Below are 13,419 nucleotides of genomic sequence, written 5' to 3'. Positions count from 1 at the left end.
GGATCACCGCTTGAGCGCGTCCGGCACGCTATCGAACCGCACCGCCACCAAAATCGCGTCGAAGGGCGCCTCGTTCGGCAGACCCTTCAGACCATCTCCCGTAATGATCTCGCAATCGTCGTAGGCCAACTCCCTAATCCGCGCCGCCGCCTGCCTTGCCAGCGCCTCGTGCCACTTGATCGCATGGACCTGCCCAGCAGGGCGGGAGAGGACGGCTGCGGCATAACCCGTTACCGCCCCGACCTCGAGCAATCGGTCGTCTGCCCCGACTTCCCCCGCATCCATCCGGTGATCGACGTAGGTCTCGCGCGGGGCTTTGGCAAAGGCGGACAGAAACGCCTCGTCGCGAAAGCCGCGCGCGGCAATCTGGTTGCGGTTGATCAACTGGCGCCGGTCAGCATAGTCGGTGCCGCTCACGATGCACCTCCAGCCTGGTTGGCGAACACCACGCGCGTCCCCTGGCGCACCGCATCCGCCAGTTCCTTCGCATCCCAGTTGGTAAGCCTTACGCAGCCATGGCTGGCGGTCTTGCCGATCAGTTGCGGGTCGGGCGATCCGTGGATGCCATATCCGGGTTTGCTCAGATCGATCCAAATGCCGCCCACCGGATTGTTCGGCCCGGGCGGGACGATCAGCGTTTCGTCGGGACCCCATTCGCGCCCGCTCGGATCGAAGGTATAGTTTGCATCGGGCGCTACCGCGACCACCTCCATCGAACCGGAGGGGCTGGGAAATTGCGCGCTGCCCACCGTCGCGGGATAACTGGCAAGGATATTGCCCCGCTCGTCGAAAGCGACGACCGAATTGTCCGACTTGCGGACCTCAATCCGGGCGACCTGCGAAGGAAGTGTTTCCTCTCGATGCGCAACAATAGTGATCCGCGTCCCCACGCGGCTGAAATCGGCCTCGGGATTGAGCGCCCGAAGCAGGTCCTGATCCATATGGAACCGGTCTGCGATCAGCTCCTGCGGCGAGGTCCAGCCAACACGTTCCAGCGCTGCCATTGCCGACATAGCGTCGGGAACACGAAAGAACGGTCCGTCCACGTCGTCGCGCGTGATCGTGTAGGTCTGGAAAATCTCACCGCTCTGCGACTTTATCAGTGATCGCATCAGCTGCGGATCGAGGCCTCCCTCAGCAGGAAGCCCGCGGGCGCGTCGGAAATGCTGGATCGCCCGCATCGTGTTGCCGCCCATGTAACCATCGATCACGCCGGGCGAATGGCGGCTTCGATCGAGCATAACCTGCGCGGCAAGCACTACGCGCGAACGAGCGCCAGAAAATGCCGTTTCCGGCACCGAGGGTGGGATTTTCAGATCAAGACTTTCGCTTTGTGTCGTCTCGATACCCGCTTCGGCATCGGTTGTTGACTGGGCCGGCGATACCGAGGGAACACAGAGAAGCGCGGTGGCGATCAACACCACCAAATTTCGGTCAATGCGAAGAAATCCAAGCATGGTTAAGTAACTGGGCTGTCCGCGCGGATGTTCCGATCTGGTCAATTCCGAGAAAGCTGTTGAGCGTACGATCTGACATTTAAACCAAGGACGCGCATCCGACGTACACAAGCAGCATCCCGATTTCAGGCGGCGCTACTAAACCGGATTACCTCGTGGTGGACGTTGTGGACGGCGGCCGTGCCCCGCCAAGCACCTGGGTCCTGTCCTGCGGGGAAGCGCGGCGTACTGCACCGCGTGGGGCGATACGCCAAACGGTGTTCGACACATCATCCGCGACATATAATACGCCACGCGCCTCGTCGTATGTCACGCCCACCGGACGCCCCCTCGCATGCCCGTCTTTCAAGAAACCTGTGAGCAGGTCGATCGGCCGCCCATCCGGGCGTCCACCACGGAAGGGCACAAAGACGACCTTGTAGCCCGACGGATCGGCGCGGTTCCAGCTTCCGTGCATCCCGACGAAAGCACCTTCGCCGAACCGGCCACCCAAGCCACCGTCGGTTGTGAAATCGACACCAAGTGCGGCAACATGTGAGCCCAGCGCGTAGTCAGGCACTACGGCCTTTTTGACCAGGTCGGGCCTCGCCGGCTTGATCCTCGGATCGACGTTTTGACCGTAGTAACTGTAGGGCCAGCCATAAAAGGCACCGTCGCGCACGGAAGTCAGGTAATCAGGCACGAGTTGCGGTCCAAGTTCGTCACGCTCGTTGACGACCGCCCAAAGCTGCTCGTTCCACGGGTCAAAAGCGAGTGCTGTGGGGTTGCGGATGCCGGAGGCAAAAATCCGGCTGGCGCCCGTTTCGCGGTCTATTTCCCATATGACCGCACGGTCCTCTTCCACATCCATGCCGCGTTCGCCGACATTACTGTTCGAGCCAATGCCTACATATAACTTCGAGCCATCGGGGCTGGCGGTCATCGCCTTCGTCCAATGGTGATTGATCTTGGCAGGGAGCTTTGTAACTTCGGTGCCAGATCCCGCGATACTGGTCGCTCCCTCGGAATATTCAAAGCTTACCAGATTTCCCTGATTGGCTACGTAGAGCGTGCCATCAACGAAAGCTAAGCCGTAGGGTGCATCGAGACCCTCGATAAAAGTAGTCTGGAGATCGGTCTGCCCATCTCCGTCCTCATCGCGCAGCAGCGTTATCCGGTCTCCGCCTTCGACCGGGCTTTTGCCGCGCTTCTTTATCCAGCCTGCGATAACATCCTTGGGCCTCAACTTTGGCGCCTTGCCGCCAGAACCCTCGGCGACCAGAATGTCCCCATTGGGCAGCACGAGCGTCTGCCGTGGAATCTTCAGATCCTGTGCAATGGCGGAAACAGTGTACCCCTCGGGTACGATGGGTAGTTCGTCCCCCCATCCTTCCGGCGTCGGAATTTCCATCGCCGGCACGAGAGCATCGTTCTGTTCGGGAAGCTCGGGACGCTCGCCAGTCTGATCGAGATCGGGATCGCTGCTGACCTGGCACGCGGCAAGCGCGAAAGTAAGCGGCAAGACGAGATAGGCTAGGCGGTTCATGCACGTTTCTCCACCGTCTGGGTGCTGTAGGCGACAAACGCTGCGATCAAGGCCAGGATCGAGCACAGTATCGAAAGCACGAGGCCCAAAGTGCCGACGGAATGCCAGCCATCACGAGCATGCTGGAAAGCATTCAGCACACCGAGACCGAACATTGCGGCGATGACAATCAGATAGAGCGTACCGCGACCTTTCGCGTGTCGAGCTCGTCCGAAGAAGAGGGCGAGCAGTGCCGAGGCGAGGACCAGGCCAGCGAACAGGTCTGCCCCGGCAATGAGCCAGGACGAGAAGTTGGACCACTGGATCTCCGCCGTATTCAGATAGGTTATATCGGTAAGTAGAGCGGCAGGATAAAGCGCCACGGGAAAGGCGAGCAGTATCGCGTGCAAGGGATTTGCAAAAGAACGAGAATTAGTGACTGTGCGATCCATGCGGGCAATCTCCTCTTCCGGCTTTGCCACTCTGACTAACCAACAATCGCGGGGAAGGTGCCGAAGATTACACCCGCCCCAGCCAGACCGAGGGCGCCGAGAGCGAGCGGCGAGCGTGGAGCACGTAGCCTCAGGACTTGTCCCAGCAATGCGGCGATTGCGATGAGACCAGCTCCTATCGCGATGATCCGCGCGATCCCGTCATCGGGGAAAACCAGCACTCCGGTGTAGCTGATAGCGAAATGCGCCGACCAGATCACGAAGGCGATCAGAAGCGTGCGATAGATCGAAGGACGGTCGATGGGCTCGCCAATCTCGCTGTTCTTTGCTTCAGACACCGGGGAACACCCTCGGCAAGAGAGTAAAGACCATGCCCTGCAGCGCGCAGAACATTATGAAACGTGCGACAATATCCATGGTGACGTTTGTCGGAGTGGTCATGATTCCCCGCGCTTCGCGAAAAGCGAGATAGGTGGCCATGATGACAGCGACCACGACCACCTGTCCCTGAAGCACCGAAAGCATAAAAACAGTCGCACCCATCCCATTCGCGGTGGGTTCAAGACCCGTCGCGAGCCATCCAGTCACATCGAGGTATAAGGCTCCGACCAGCAGGGTCGCAGCAAGTGCCTCCAGCATCCAGGGCAGGTCTTCGGCAAGCCGCCCTTCTTTCGATGCGAGAAACCGACGCCCGCCCCAGGCCGCAAGAAGCGCCGCCGCTTCTATCCCGACAATGATTGCAGTTGCGCCGAGCGGCGGAGGCGCACTCCAGACTTCGGGATTGATGCCATAGAGATAGAGGTAGGCGAACACGGCCATGAAGCCGATCATGCCGATTACGACCATCAAAGTGTTCAACGCCCACCAGCCGTGGCTTTTCGGCCCGGTGATGGCGATCGGAACTTCGATACCGCCGCCGATGTCGGCGCTTTCCTGTTTGATGGGACGGTCGGTTTCCCAAAGCCATCGAAGCGTACTTAGCACTGCTACAATCCCGCAAAACACTGCAAAGGCGTAGCCCTGCACCGTCAGCGAGAGGAAAAAGAGAGCGGTGAACACAGCTGCTGACAATGGCCATGGCGACGGGCCGGGCATGAGTTGAACGTACTGTGGTTCAGCCATCACGGTCGAGGTGATCAACGTCTCGCGCTGACCAGTGGCAGAGTTCGGGAGGAAATAGCGCCCTTCTTCGACTTCCTTCGAGATTTGGGGGCGATCCCATAAAGGCTCGCGAGACGTAACCAGCGGGATCGAGCGAGTGGAGTACAAACCGGTGGGAAGCCATTCGAGCGTACCGCCCCCGTAGATATTACCTGCATCGTCATGAACCGTGAAACGAAAGCGGCGCGCGAGATCGAACAGGAAAAGGAGTATCCCAGCGGCCATCACGAAAGCGCCGATGGTGGACACCAGATTGAGCAGATCGAGATCGCGCCCGGGCAAATAGGTATAGACCCTGCGCGGCATACCCATCAAGCCGGTCAGGTGCATGGGGAAGAAAGTGATGTGAAGACCCGCGAACATCAGCCCGAAGACCCACTTCCCGACACGCTCAGATAGCGCCCGGCTGCTAGTCATGCCGTGCCAGTGGTAGAACGCGGCGAACATCGGGAAAACCATGCCGCCCATCAGCACGTAATGGAGGTGGGCGACGATGAAATAGGTGTCATGCGCCTGCCAGTCGAAGGGCACCATGCCCACCATAACGCCGGTCAACCCACCCATCGTGAAAATCACTACGCTGCCGACTACGAATAGCGCAGGCGTGGTCCATCTTATCTTGCCGCTGGCAAGCGTCGCAATCCAGCAGAACACCTGGATGCCGGCCGGCAGGCTGACCGCCATGCTGGCGGCGGAGAAATAGCCTGCCGAGACGCGCGGCATGTCGGTAGTGAACATGTGATGCGCCCAGACGCCGAAGCTGATGAAGCCGGTAGCGACCAGCGCCAGAACGTTGAGGCGGTACCCAACGAGCGGCACCTTGGCGACTGCGGCCACCATCATGCTCATCAGACCCGCGGCTGGGATAAAGATAATGTAGACTTCTGGATGGCCGAAAAACCAGAAGAGGTGTTGCCACAGCATGGGATCGCCGCCGCGTAGCGCATCGAAGAAAGGCCAATTGAAAGCTCGTTCGATCTCCAGCAGCATCGTGCACAGGATCACACTGGGGAAAGCGACCACGATCATTACCGCGAACACCAGCATGGCCCACGCAAACATCGGCATCTTGTCGAGGGTCATCCCCGGCGCGCGGGTGCGCAGCACACCCACGATGATCTCGATCGCTCCGGCAATGGCCGAGATCTCGATGAAGCCGATGCCGAGCAACCAGAAGTCTGTATTGATACCGGGACTGAAGGCGATGCTCGTCAGCGGGGGATACATGAACCAGCCGCCGTCGGGCGCCAACCCCACGAACAGCGAGAGAAAAAACATCGTTCCGCCTACGAAATAGGCCCAGAAGGCGAATGCTGACAGCCTGGGAAACGGTAGATCGCGTGCCGCCAGCATCTGCGGCAAAAGCATGATCCCGATCGCCTCCACCATTGGCACGGCAAACAGGAACATCATCACCGTTCCGTGCATGGTGAAGAACTGGTTATAGGTATCGACGCCGAGGAAATCCTGCATCGGAGCGGCGAGTTGCACACGCATGCCCAGCGCCAGAATTCCTGCTGCTAAGAAGAAGCCGAAAGCAGTGACGACGTACCAGAAGCCAACGTAGTTGTTATTGACCGCGGTAAGACGTGCCCACCCCTTGGGCGCGCGCCAGATGCGGTTCAATTCTTCGACTTCGCTATCGGGACGCTTCTCGGTGGGGAAGCGCTCATAGAGCGAATAATCGAAACCCGTCTCGGATCTCATTTCTGCTGCTCGAGCCAGATGGCGATAGCTTCGAGCTCGTCGGCATTGAGCATGTCATAGCTCGGCATGCGATTGCCAGGCTTGAGCGATTGGCTGTCGCCGATCCAACCAATCAGCGTCCCGCGGTTGTTCGGCAAAATACCCGCTCCCAGCGTCCGGCGCGACCCAACATGGGTGAGGTCCGGGCCAGCGAGGCCGTTTGCCTCAGTCCCTGCGACACGATGGCAGGCAGCACACCCGGACTGCATGAATAGTGTTCTTCCGGACTGCTGACCGGAATTTGTGTTAGCGCCCGCACCCGTACGCGTAACTGTTGATCGCTCCGAACCCTGCGTCCCTGATCCGGACGATGATTCTACTTGCCGCGTTATGTCGAGGCCCGCTGAAACGAGGCGCTCATTCCGCTCGGCATACCATTCTCGAAAATCGTCGTCCTCATGCGCTACGGCAACGAAGCCCATCAGCGCATGTTGCCGCCCGCAATACTCCGCGCACACCCCGCCGAATTCTCCTGGGCGATCGGCTTCGATCCGCAGCAGTGTGCGTCGCCCGGGGATCATGTCCTTCTTTCCCGATAGATGCGGCACCCAAAAGCTGTGAATCACATCGGCGGATTCCAGTTCGAGCACCACCGGACGTCCGACGGGAATGTGAATCTCATTCGCATCTTCCATCACAACCGCGCCCGATGGGTCCAGATATTGCACACGGAACCACCACATTTCACCGGTAACGCGAATACGCATCTCGTCCCCGTGGATCGGCTCTGTCAGGCTGGCCGTAAGTGTGAGTCCCCACACCAGTAGCGCGGTCAATACGACGCCCGGAAAGGCCACCCCGCCGAGCAAGATCGCGCGTTCGCCTCCTAGCTTCGCTTTCCACTTGTCTGGTCCCTTGATGGCGACCCAAAGAGCAAACACCACGACCAATGTGACGAAAGCGCCCAAACCGAAAAGCGACCAGGCCAGGGTTGTAACTTTGCCTGAATACGGACCTGCCGGGTCGAGTACCGGAGGTGGCCAACCCCAAAGTGCGTCAATCATGGTCGAGACCATACAAATAGGCTGCGATATCTGCCGCCTCAGCCTCGCTAATTGGCATTGGCGGCATGGAAGAGCCCTCCTTCACGGAAGGTGCGTTGCGGATGAAGGCCGCCAATACGTCCGGCCGGTTCGGCAATTGGCCAGCTATCAAGCCGACATCGTCGAAGCCATCAAGCGATGGTCCCAAGCGCCCGGATGGCCAGTCCAGCCCGGGAATTTCGTGGCAAGATCCACAGCCTGCGCGCTTGATTGCTATTAAGCCGCGATCCTTCGGTCCGATAGCCGGCTCTCGCCGCGTCTCGACCGGGTCCTTGCATGCGGCAAGCGCTGCACAAGCGGCTAAGGCTACGCCGGCCACGATGGCTTTCCAATTCCGATGCTCCACACTCCCCATTCCCATGGGAACCGGACAATTGCATGCTTCGTTCCCGCCAGACGATGCTTTTCCGCTCTAACCTGTCCGTCGCCGCCTTTGCTATGGCGCTGGCGTCATGCACTCCTGCCCCGATCGACGATCCATTCGACGACACCGGCGAATTGATTGCCTTATCAGGCGGGGACGCGGGTCCGCAGGCCGCTTGCCACACTTGTCATGGGCTGGACGGCGGCGGCGACGGAGCGTTGGTGCCGAGAATAGCGGGCATGGATACGGGATATCTTGTGCGGCAGCTGGGCTTTTACGCGGACGGCCAACGTAGCCATCCCCAAATGACTTGGCTTGCAGGCCGTCTAAATTCCGAGGAGCGGTTGGCTGTGTCAGCCTATTACGCGGCCATGGACTTTCCCGAGGGCATGGAGGGAAGCACGACTTTGACTGAACCCTCGTGCGAAATTGCGAAAGCATACGAGATCTACCATGCAGGCTTACCCGAACGCGCTCTATCGTCCTGCGCATCTTGCCATGGGGAAACCGGTCTGGGCTCGGGTGGCGGCAACCCACCCCTGATCGGTCAAAGCGCTGAGTACCACGCCGAACAATTGCGCCGCTGGCGCAACGGTGAGCGATACGGCGATGCACTAAACGTCATGCACGATGCGGCCAGCAAGCTGCAAGAGAGCGAAATTAGCCCACTCGCGGCGTATATTGCGTATGGTCCGGAGCCGTCTCGTCGTCTCGGATTTCCGGAAGAATGCCCCTGACTGTATCATCGCGATCCCAGAAATGGTGTTTCAATGCCGCAATGACATGCAGCGGCACCAGCAATGCGAGGCCGATAACGCCTAGCACATGAAGGCTCTCCGCCCAGTCGAGTACCTGATACTGCCACGCTGGGGAGAGTGTATGAAAGGGCATCGGGGGTATAGCGACCAATCCGGCAAGCCGCAGAGGCTGCACCGGCTGTATAGCCGACCACATCGCCCATCCGCTCAGCGGAAGTAGCGCGAACAGGCCATAGAAAAGGTACTGTGTGATATGTGCTGCCGTGCTCTGCCAGCCTGGCGCATCGGCGTCGTTGACCGGATCGGGGACAAAAAGGCGCCAGCCAAACCTTAAGATGGCGAGGAACAGGATGGTCAGCCCCAGCTCGCTATGCAATTCGTAGGTGGCAAGCTTGCTTGCCCCGACGGGATAGCGCAACATCATCCAGCCTGAGCCGAGCTGAAAGAGAACCAACCCTGCCATTATCCAGTGAAACCAGACACCGACCGGAGAATACTTTCCATGCTCGGTATAACTGACCGCCCATCTTCGGATCAGGTCATGAAGCCTCATGCAGCCGCTCTGTTACCAAGCGATCGATAGAGTATCGTCAATGCAGCGATTAGATAGACCAGGCTCGCGGGGGCCCACATAATGATACCCGCAATCTGCTGATCCTCTATTGGCGAGAGACCCCACAAGCGGGTCGTTAGCCAATGTGGGGCATAATACGCACGGTGCGCAAAGGTAAGTAGCGCGCCAAGTGCCCCCATTGCGACCATCGTCGCCAACAGCCCTGTCGCGGCAGCTGGAGACGGCGATCGAATGACCTTGACCCACCATGCTGCTGCCGTGGCGACAATGCTGATTTGCATGAGCCAGAAAACCGCGTCGCTACGCATCGCGAGTTCGTACAATGGAGGTGCATGCCAGGCCAGGAAGGTGATGGCATGTACCGCAGTCCATACGGTCAACGTCCCGGGCAAGCTCTTGTCCTCGAGCCGAAAGGCCGCAATGAGCAGTGGGGCGAAGACCGCTGCGAGTATGACATCGTGGATGATGCGAACTGTGAACAATGCGGATCCGAGCGCGCAGAAGGGGCTGATGTAGAGAAGGCAGAAGACGATCAGGATTGCGTATGTCGGCGTGGCTCTCAGACTTTCGCGTTGCCAATATGCGCCCCCTACCACGACCAGAAGGCAGGCGACCAATTCGGGTGCGAAATTCCAATTGGTTAACCAGCCCCCAGGATCTGGAGCTTTTCCGCAATAGGGCAACCAATCGTGCAGCATCCGTCTCCCGTGAGCGTGTGGTTAGATCAGCAATTGCATGCTCACAACAGTCATTGGTGTCCTGCAAACCGACGCAATGAGCAGAAAGCGATCGCAATCTAGGATGAAAGACGCTCGGACAGAATTTAGGGTCCCGAGAGCATGTAGGTAGGCCATAATCGGTGAACCGCATTCGCTCTGATCATACCCGTGAGCCAGGTGAAGGTCGGCTTTGGCTACAATCGCGTCTGAAGCCGACAGTCCGCTACCGGCCCAACAGCGGACAAACCATACAAGCTACTTCGATTGCGCGATCCGCTTGCAAGCGGATCCGACCATCGACCAGATGGTTTCGATCACTTCCTCAAGGCTGACTTTTTCCAGGTCGATTGACTCGGCGTATGCGGCCCATTGGCCTTGCTTGGTACCATCCTGCGCCATCTCTTCCGACAGGCCGGGCGGGCGATCGGTTGGAATCTCAGTTCCTCTGCGTGCGAATGTCGCCGCTATGGCAGCGTCGAGCTCGTCGTCCGAGACGTCGAGGGCCTGGGGCATCGCCCAGAGGTCGTAATAATCCTTCATACGTCCGTTCGCGATGCCCAGCTGAACCATCGCCTGAAATTTCTCGGCTATCACTGTGGCAGGCGGATAGGCGCGAATGTCGGGCGGTGGAAGATCGAGCAATGTCGGGTAGGTGAGTTCATGGGATGGGTGGGCAAGGGCGTCACCAAATCCGATGTCGATGGTGACCGGGATCCTCGTTCGCTCGAGATAGGCGAAGGTCTTGAGCCTCGTCCCGCCATATTCCATCTCTTCTCTGATGGGATTGGCTTTCAGAGCGTCGAGATCGAATTCTATGCCATCCTCAACCGCGATGCTCATGATCTCCCGAAAGTCCGCAACGAGTTGCTTGGGGCCTTCATCGCCATGACCCAGGAAGTCGGCATCGCGGGTTTCGCGGCTTTCGCTTTCCAGCCAGACGGTAACCAGCATTCCGCCTTTGAGGACGAATCGATCACGATGGGCGGACTGCGACAGGCGATAAAGCAGGCGTTCGAGCGCAAAGCGAACGAGGACAACTTCAAACACCCGGCCGTTCGCACGTGCGATGTTGAGCAGCCGGTCTTTGACCGATTTTGCCAGATTGATGGGCTTCTCACCCATTCGAGGTCAGCGCCTCGAGATAAGGCTTCATCGTGCTCCAGGCTCCGCCTTCAATCGCGGCCTGAGAGATTTCAGCCGGTGTGGCCTTGCGCTGTTCAAGCGCGGCCCTCAGTCCCTCAATTGCGACTGATCGATCGACGAGCTTTGGGTTTCGAAACATATCGGCAAGCGTCTTCGGCACAGAATATATCGGAACGGATACGCCGGAGACCTTGTGATGCTCGATCCCTTGCTGGTGATAGGAATCGCTAAATCGAACAGTGCGTGTAGGGGGATAGGAGGGGGCGGGAGACCAGTCGCTGCTGCCGATAGCAACCCACACTTTGCGCGGCATCTGATCGGTCAGTTCATGAAAGGCGAGCGCTGAGAACATGGCGATCACGCCATTGGGGATGCGTTTTGCAATTTCAGCGAGCGATTGGTCGGCATCGATGTCTGCGTCGGCGGTCTGGTAGAGCCCGCGCGAGATGCGGTTGATCTCTCCATCGTCGACCGCCCGGGCTATGGTTTTTCCATCGACACCCGCTTCGCGCAGCTCGCGCGCGCGCAGGATCGGTTGCTGCGCAAAGAGCCCGCGCATGATCTCACGTTGTGTGGGTTGGGTCGCCGCCTTCATGTCACAAATCCTTGCACTCGACATGCCCCTATCAGAGGTTTTGTGACAAGTCACGGTGAAGGGTCTCCGAAAATCGGGAACGCCTAAGATACCATGAGCAGGCGCCATTGGGGGCAAACACGAGAAATTCACAACCCAGCAAACGAGGGCGGCATCGACACGAGAACCGTGCCTGCTGGATTCGCACCGCCCTTTCCGGCCAATTTCACTCTACTCTACGCTTCGCGCAAATTCCTGTTGCCTGACAGCATTTTGATGTCCTTTTGATCTGCCTCGCGAGTGCAGCCGGTGGTCGGTTGCCGCAATTCGAGGCAATTCATGAGCGTTATTCCGATCCGGTCCGAGGCATTGTCGCGCGGCGCGCGCATGCTGCGCACGGCGCTTGGCTGCGAGATCGCACGCTGGCTTGAAGAGCCTGCGGTGATCGAAGTGATGCTCAATCCCGATGGTCGTCTGTGGGTCGACCGGCTGGGCGAAGGCCTTGCCGCGACCGACTGCCTGATGAGCGCCGCCGACGGAGAGCGGATCATCCGGCTCGTTGCCCATCATGTCGGCGCCGAGGTGCATACTGGAGCTCCGCGCGTCTCGGCAGAGCTTCCCGATGGCGGCGAACGCTTTGAAGGTCTTCTGCCACCGGTGGTCGCCGCGCCGAGCTTTGCCATCCGCAAGCCTGCTGTCGCCGTCTTCACGCTCGCCGACTATGTCTCGGCGGGAATCATGGATGCATGGCAGGCCGAGGCGCTTGGCGCTGCGGTTGCGGAGCGAAAGAACATCCTGGTCGCGGGCGGCACGTCGACCGGCAAGACGACGCTTACCAATGCTTTACTCGCCGAGGTCTCATCGAGTCCCGACCGGGTTGTCTTGATCGAGGACACGCGCGAACTGCAATGTGCCGCGCCCAATCTCGTCTCGCTGCGGACCAAGGATGGCGTTGCAACTCTGTCCGATCTGGTCCGCTCGGCGCTGCGTCTGCGCCCCGATCGCATTCCCATCGGCGAAGTGCGCGGTGCAGAAGCGCTCGATCTGCTCAAGGCCTGGGGGACCGGCCATCCCGGCGGGATCGGCACAATCCATGCAGGCTCTGCGCTCGGGACGCTGCGGCGGCTCGAACAGCTCATTCAGGAAAGCGTGGTGACCGTACCGCGCGCGCTCATCGCCGAGACCATCGACGTCATCGCTGTGCTGGTGCGCGATGGCGCCGGACGGCGGCTCGCCGAACTGGCCGAGGTCCGCGCGCTCGATGCGTCGGGCGAATACGTCCTCGCCCCTCTTCCCCACACACAAGGAGACCCTTCGTGATGATTATTCTGTCGCAGGCGCGCTCGCGCCTTTCTGCTATAGCTCTTGCCGGTGTTGTCGCACTTACGCTTGCCGCGCCGGCCCAAGCCGCCGGCTCGTCGATGCCGTGGGAAGCGCCGCTGCAGGCGATTCTGGAATCGATCCAGGGACCGGTCGCCAAGATCGTTGCAGTAATCATCATCATTGCGACCGGCCTCGCTCTCGCTTTCGGCGATACATCGGGCGGCTTCCGGCGCCTGGTGCAGATTGTCTTCGGCCTGTCGATTGCCTTTGCAGCTTCCTCGTTTTTCCTCTCCTTCTTTTCGTTCGGCGGCGGAGCGCTCGTCTGATGGGCGCCGGTTCAACTGGATTGCCGCCAGGCTTCGCCGTTCCCGTCCACCGGGCACTGACCGAGCATATCCTGCTGGGCGGTGCGCCGCGCGGGCTCGCGATTGCCAATGCGACACTTGCAGGAGCTATCGGGCTCGGTCTGCAATTGTGGATCGCAGGGATAGCCTTCCTCGCGCTGGGCCATATGGCCGCGATGTGGGCGGCGCGGCGCGACCCGCAATTCGTGGATGTCGCCCGGCGGCACTTGCGCTTCCCCGCGCATCTGCAGGTCTAA

16 protein-coding genes are annotated in these 13,419 nt (G+C 59.7%); 4 read left to right on the top strand and 12 right to left on the bottom strand.

Annotated elements, in window-relative coordinates; all coding sequences use genetic code 11:
- Positions 1 to 3: 3 nt before the first annotated feature.
- The 8 genes from J2S32_RS08505 to J2S32_RS08470 are packed head-to-tail and all read right to left on the bottom strand — an operon-like array spanning position 4 to position 7,511.
- Positions 4 to 417 (bottom strand): protein-L-isoaspartate O-methyltransferase family protein, encoded by a 414-nt coding sequence (locus tag J2S32_RS08505; protein ID WP_063505652.1) that lies wholly within the window; start codon positions 415 to 417, stop codon positions 4 to 6.
- Positions 414 to 1,568, bottom strand: a complete 1,155-nt coding sequence (locus tag J2S32_RS08500) for a L,D-transpeptidase family protein (protein WP_253520284.1) — start codon at positions 1,566 to 1,568, stop codon at positions 414 to 416. Before J2S32_RS08500 ends, J2S32_RS08505 begins: the two co-directional genes overlap by 4 nt.
- Positions 1,569 to 1,605: 37 nt before the next feature.
- Positions 1,606 to 2,982, bottom strand: a complete 1,377-nt coding sequence (locus J2S32_RS08495; protein WP_050599081.1) for a PQQ-dependent sugar dehydrogenase — start codon at positions 2,980 to 2,982, stop codon at positions 1,606 to 1,608.
- A complete protein-coding gene (locus J2S32_RS08490; RefSeq protein ID WP_063505650.1) occupies positions 2,979 to 3,413 on the bottom strand; it encodes a DUF2231 domain-containing protein in 435 nt (144 codons plus the stop codon). The genes J2S32_RS08495 and J2S32_RS08490 overlap by 4 nt, the downstream gene beginning before the upstream one ends.
- Positions 3,414 to 3,448: 35 nt before the next feature.
- Entirely contained in the window at positions 3,449 to 3,751 is a 303-nt protein-coding gene (locus J2S32_RS08485) for a hypothetical protein (RefSeq protein ID WP_063505649.1), read from the bottom strand.
- Entirely contained in the window at positions 3,744 to 6,281 is a 2,538-nt protein-coding gene (locus J2S32_RS08480) for a cbb3-type cytochrome c oxidase subunit I (protein ID WP_063535109.1), read from the bottom strand. The genes J2S32_RS08485 and J2S32_RS08480 overlap by 8 nt, the downstream gene beginning before the upstream one ends.
- On the bottom strand, positions 6,278 to 7,324 hold the full coding sequence (locus tag J2S32_RS08475; RefSeq protein WP_224801993.1) for a cytochrome c oxidase subunit II: 1,047 nt from the start codon (positions 7,322 to 7,324) through the stop codon (positions 6,278 to 6,280). The genes J2S32_RS08480 and J2S32_RS08475 overlap by 4 nt, the downstream gene beginning before the upstream one ends.
- Positions 7,317 to 7,511: a hypothetical protein gene (locus tag J2S32_RS08470; protein WP_197459409.1), complete on the bottom strand. Its 195-nt coding sequence runs from the start codon at positions 7,509 to 7,511 to the stop codon at positions 7,317 to 7,319. The genes J2S32_RS08475 and J2S32_RS08470 overlap by 8 nt, the downstream gene beginning before the upstream one ends.
- 230 nt (positions 7,512 to 7,741) lie before the next feature.
- Here J2S32_RS08470 and J2S32_RS08465 point away from each other — a divergent pair, with 230 nt between their 5' ends.
- Positions 7,742 to 8,464, top strand: a complete 723-nt coding sequence (locus J2S32_RS08465) for a c-type cytochrome (protein WP_197458104.1) — start codon at positions 7,742 to 7,744, stop codon at positions 8,462 to 8,464.
- Here the strand turns inward: J2S32_RS08465 and J2S32_RS08460 are convergent.
- The 4 genes from J2S32_RS08460 to J2S32_RS08445 form a co-directional block, all read right to left on the bottom strand.
- On the bottom strand, positions 8,388 to 9,038 hold the full coding sequence (locus J2S32_RS08460; RefSeq protein WP_050599076.1) for a cytochrome b: 651 nt from the start codon (positions 9,036 to 9,038) through the stop codon (positions 8,388 to 8,390). The two genes, J2S32_RS08465 and J2S32_RS08460, sit on opposite strands and share 77 nt — an antisense overlap.
- Positions 9,035 to 9,757 (bottom strand): cytochrome c oxidase assembly protein, encoded by a 723-nt coding sequence (locus J2S32_RS08455; protein ID WP_063512440.1) that lies wholly within the window; start codon positions 9,755 to 9,757, stop codon positions 9,035 to 9,037. The genes J2S32_RS08460 and J2S32_RS08455 overlap by 4 nt, the downstream gene beginning before the upstream one ends.
- A gap of 276 nt (positions 9,758 to 10,033) precedes the next feature.
- Entirely contained in the window at positions 10,034 to 10,900 is an 867-nt protein-coding gene (locus J2S32_RS08450) for a nucleotidyl transferase AbiEii/AbiGii toxin family protein (protein WP_253520283.1), read from the bottom strand.
- Positions 10,893 to 11,516 (bottom strand): type IV toxin-antitoxin system AbiEi family antitoxin domain-containing protein, encoded by a 624-nt coding sequence (locus tag J2S32_RS08445; protein ID WP_063504975.1) that lies wholly within the window; start codon positions 11,514 to 11,516, stop codon positions 10,893 to 10,895. Before J2S32_RS08445 ends, J2S32_RS08450 begins: the two co-directional genes overlap by 8 nt.
- A gap of 318 nt (positions 11,517 to 11,834) precedes the next feature.
- Between J2S32_RS08445 and trbB the strand changes: the two genes are divergently transcribed.
- The 3 genes from trbB to J2S32_RS08430 are packed head-to-tail and all read left to right on the top strand — an operon-like array spanning position 11,835 to position 13,419.
- A complete protein-coding gene (gene trbB, locus J2S32_RS08440; protein ID WP_253520282.1) occupies positions 11,835 to 12,815 on the top strand; it encodes a P-type conjugative transfer ATPase TrbB in 981 nt (326 codons plus the stop codon).
- Positions 12,815 to 13,144 (top strand): TrbC/VirB2 family protein, encoded by a 330-nt coding sequence (locus J2S32_RS08435; protein WP_253523021.1) that lies wholly within the window; start codon positions 12,815 to 12,817, stop codon positions 13,142 to 13,144. Before trbB ends, J2S32_RS08435 begins: the two co-directional genes overlap by 1 nt.
- Positions 13,144 to 13,419: a VirB3 family type IV secretion system protein gene (locus tag J2S32_RS08430; RefSeq protein ID WP_050599507.1), complete on the top strand. Its 276-nt coding sequence runs from the start codon at positions 13,144 to 13,146 to the stop codon at positions 13,417 to 13,419. Before J2S32_RS08435 ends, J2S32_RS08430 begins: the two co-directional genes overlap by 1 nt.

The organism is Qipengyuania citrea (assembly GCF_024171405.1).
Lineage (GTDB): Bacteria > Pseudomonadota > Alphaproteobacteria > Sphingomonadales > Sphingomonadaceae > Qipengyuania > Qipengyuania profunda.
Note: the sequence above shows the minus strand (reverse complement) of the source record. Positions and strands in the feature narration are given on the sequence as shown.

What these genes read in the sequence shown, in the direction of transcription:
- J2S32_RS08450 (WP_253520283.1), bottom strand. Translation starts at nt 10,900, where the DNA reads ATGGGTGAGAAGCCCATCAATCTGGCAAAATCGGTCAAAGACCGGCTG.
- J2S32_RS08495 (WP_050599081.1), bottom strand. Translation starts at nt 2,982, where the DNA reads ATGAACCGCCTAGCCTATCTCGTCTTGCCGCTTACTTTCGCGCTTGCC.
- J2S32_RS08465 (WP_197458104.1), top strand. Translation starts at nt 7,742, where the DNA reads ATGCTTCGTTCCCGCCAGACGATGCTTTTCCGCTCTAACCTGTCCGTC.
- J2S32_RS08490 (WP_063505650.1), bottom strand. Translation starts at nt 3,413, where the DNA reads ATGGATCGCACAGTCACTAATTCTCGTTCTTTTGCAAATCCCTTGCAC.
- J2S32_RS08445 (WP_063504975.1), bottom strand. Translation starts at nt 11,516, where the DNA reads ATGAAGGCGGCGACCCAACCCACACAACGTGAGATCATGCGCGGGCTC.
- J2S32_RS08430 (WP_050599507.1), top strand. Translation starts at nt 13,144, where the DNA reads ATGGGCGCCGGTTCAACTGGATTGCCGCCAGGCTTCGCCGTTCCCGTC.
- J2S32_RS08480 (WP_063535109.1), bottom strand. Translation starts at nt 6,281, where the DNA reads ATGAGATCCGAGACGGGTTTCGATTATTCGCTCTATGAGCGCTTCCCC.
- J2S32_RS08435 (WP_253523021.1), top strand. Translation starts at nt 12,815, where the DNA reads ATGATTATTCTGTCGCAGGCGCGCTCGCGCCTTTCTGCTATAGCTCTT.
- trbB (WP_253520282.1), top strand. Translation starts at nt 11,835, where the DNA reads ATGAGCGTTATTCCGATCCGGTCCGAGGCATTGTCGCGCGGCGCGCGC.
- J2S32_RS08475 (WP_224801993.1), bottom strand. Translation starts at nt 7,324, where the DNA reads ATGATTGACGCACTTTGGGGTTGGCCACCTCCGGTACTCGACCCGGCA.
- J2S32_RS08455 (WP_063512440.1), bottom strand. Translation starts at nt 9,757, where the DNA reads ATGCTGCACGATTGGTTGCCCTATTGCGGAAAAGCTCCAGATCCTGGG.
- J2S32_RS08460 (WP_050599076.1), bottom strand. Translation starts at nt 9,038, where the DNA reads ATGAGGCTTCATGACCTGATCCGAAGATGGGCGGTCAGTTATACCGAG.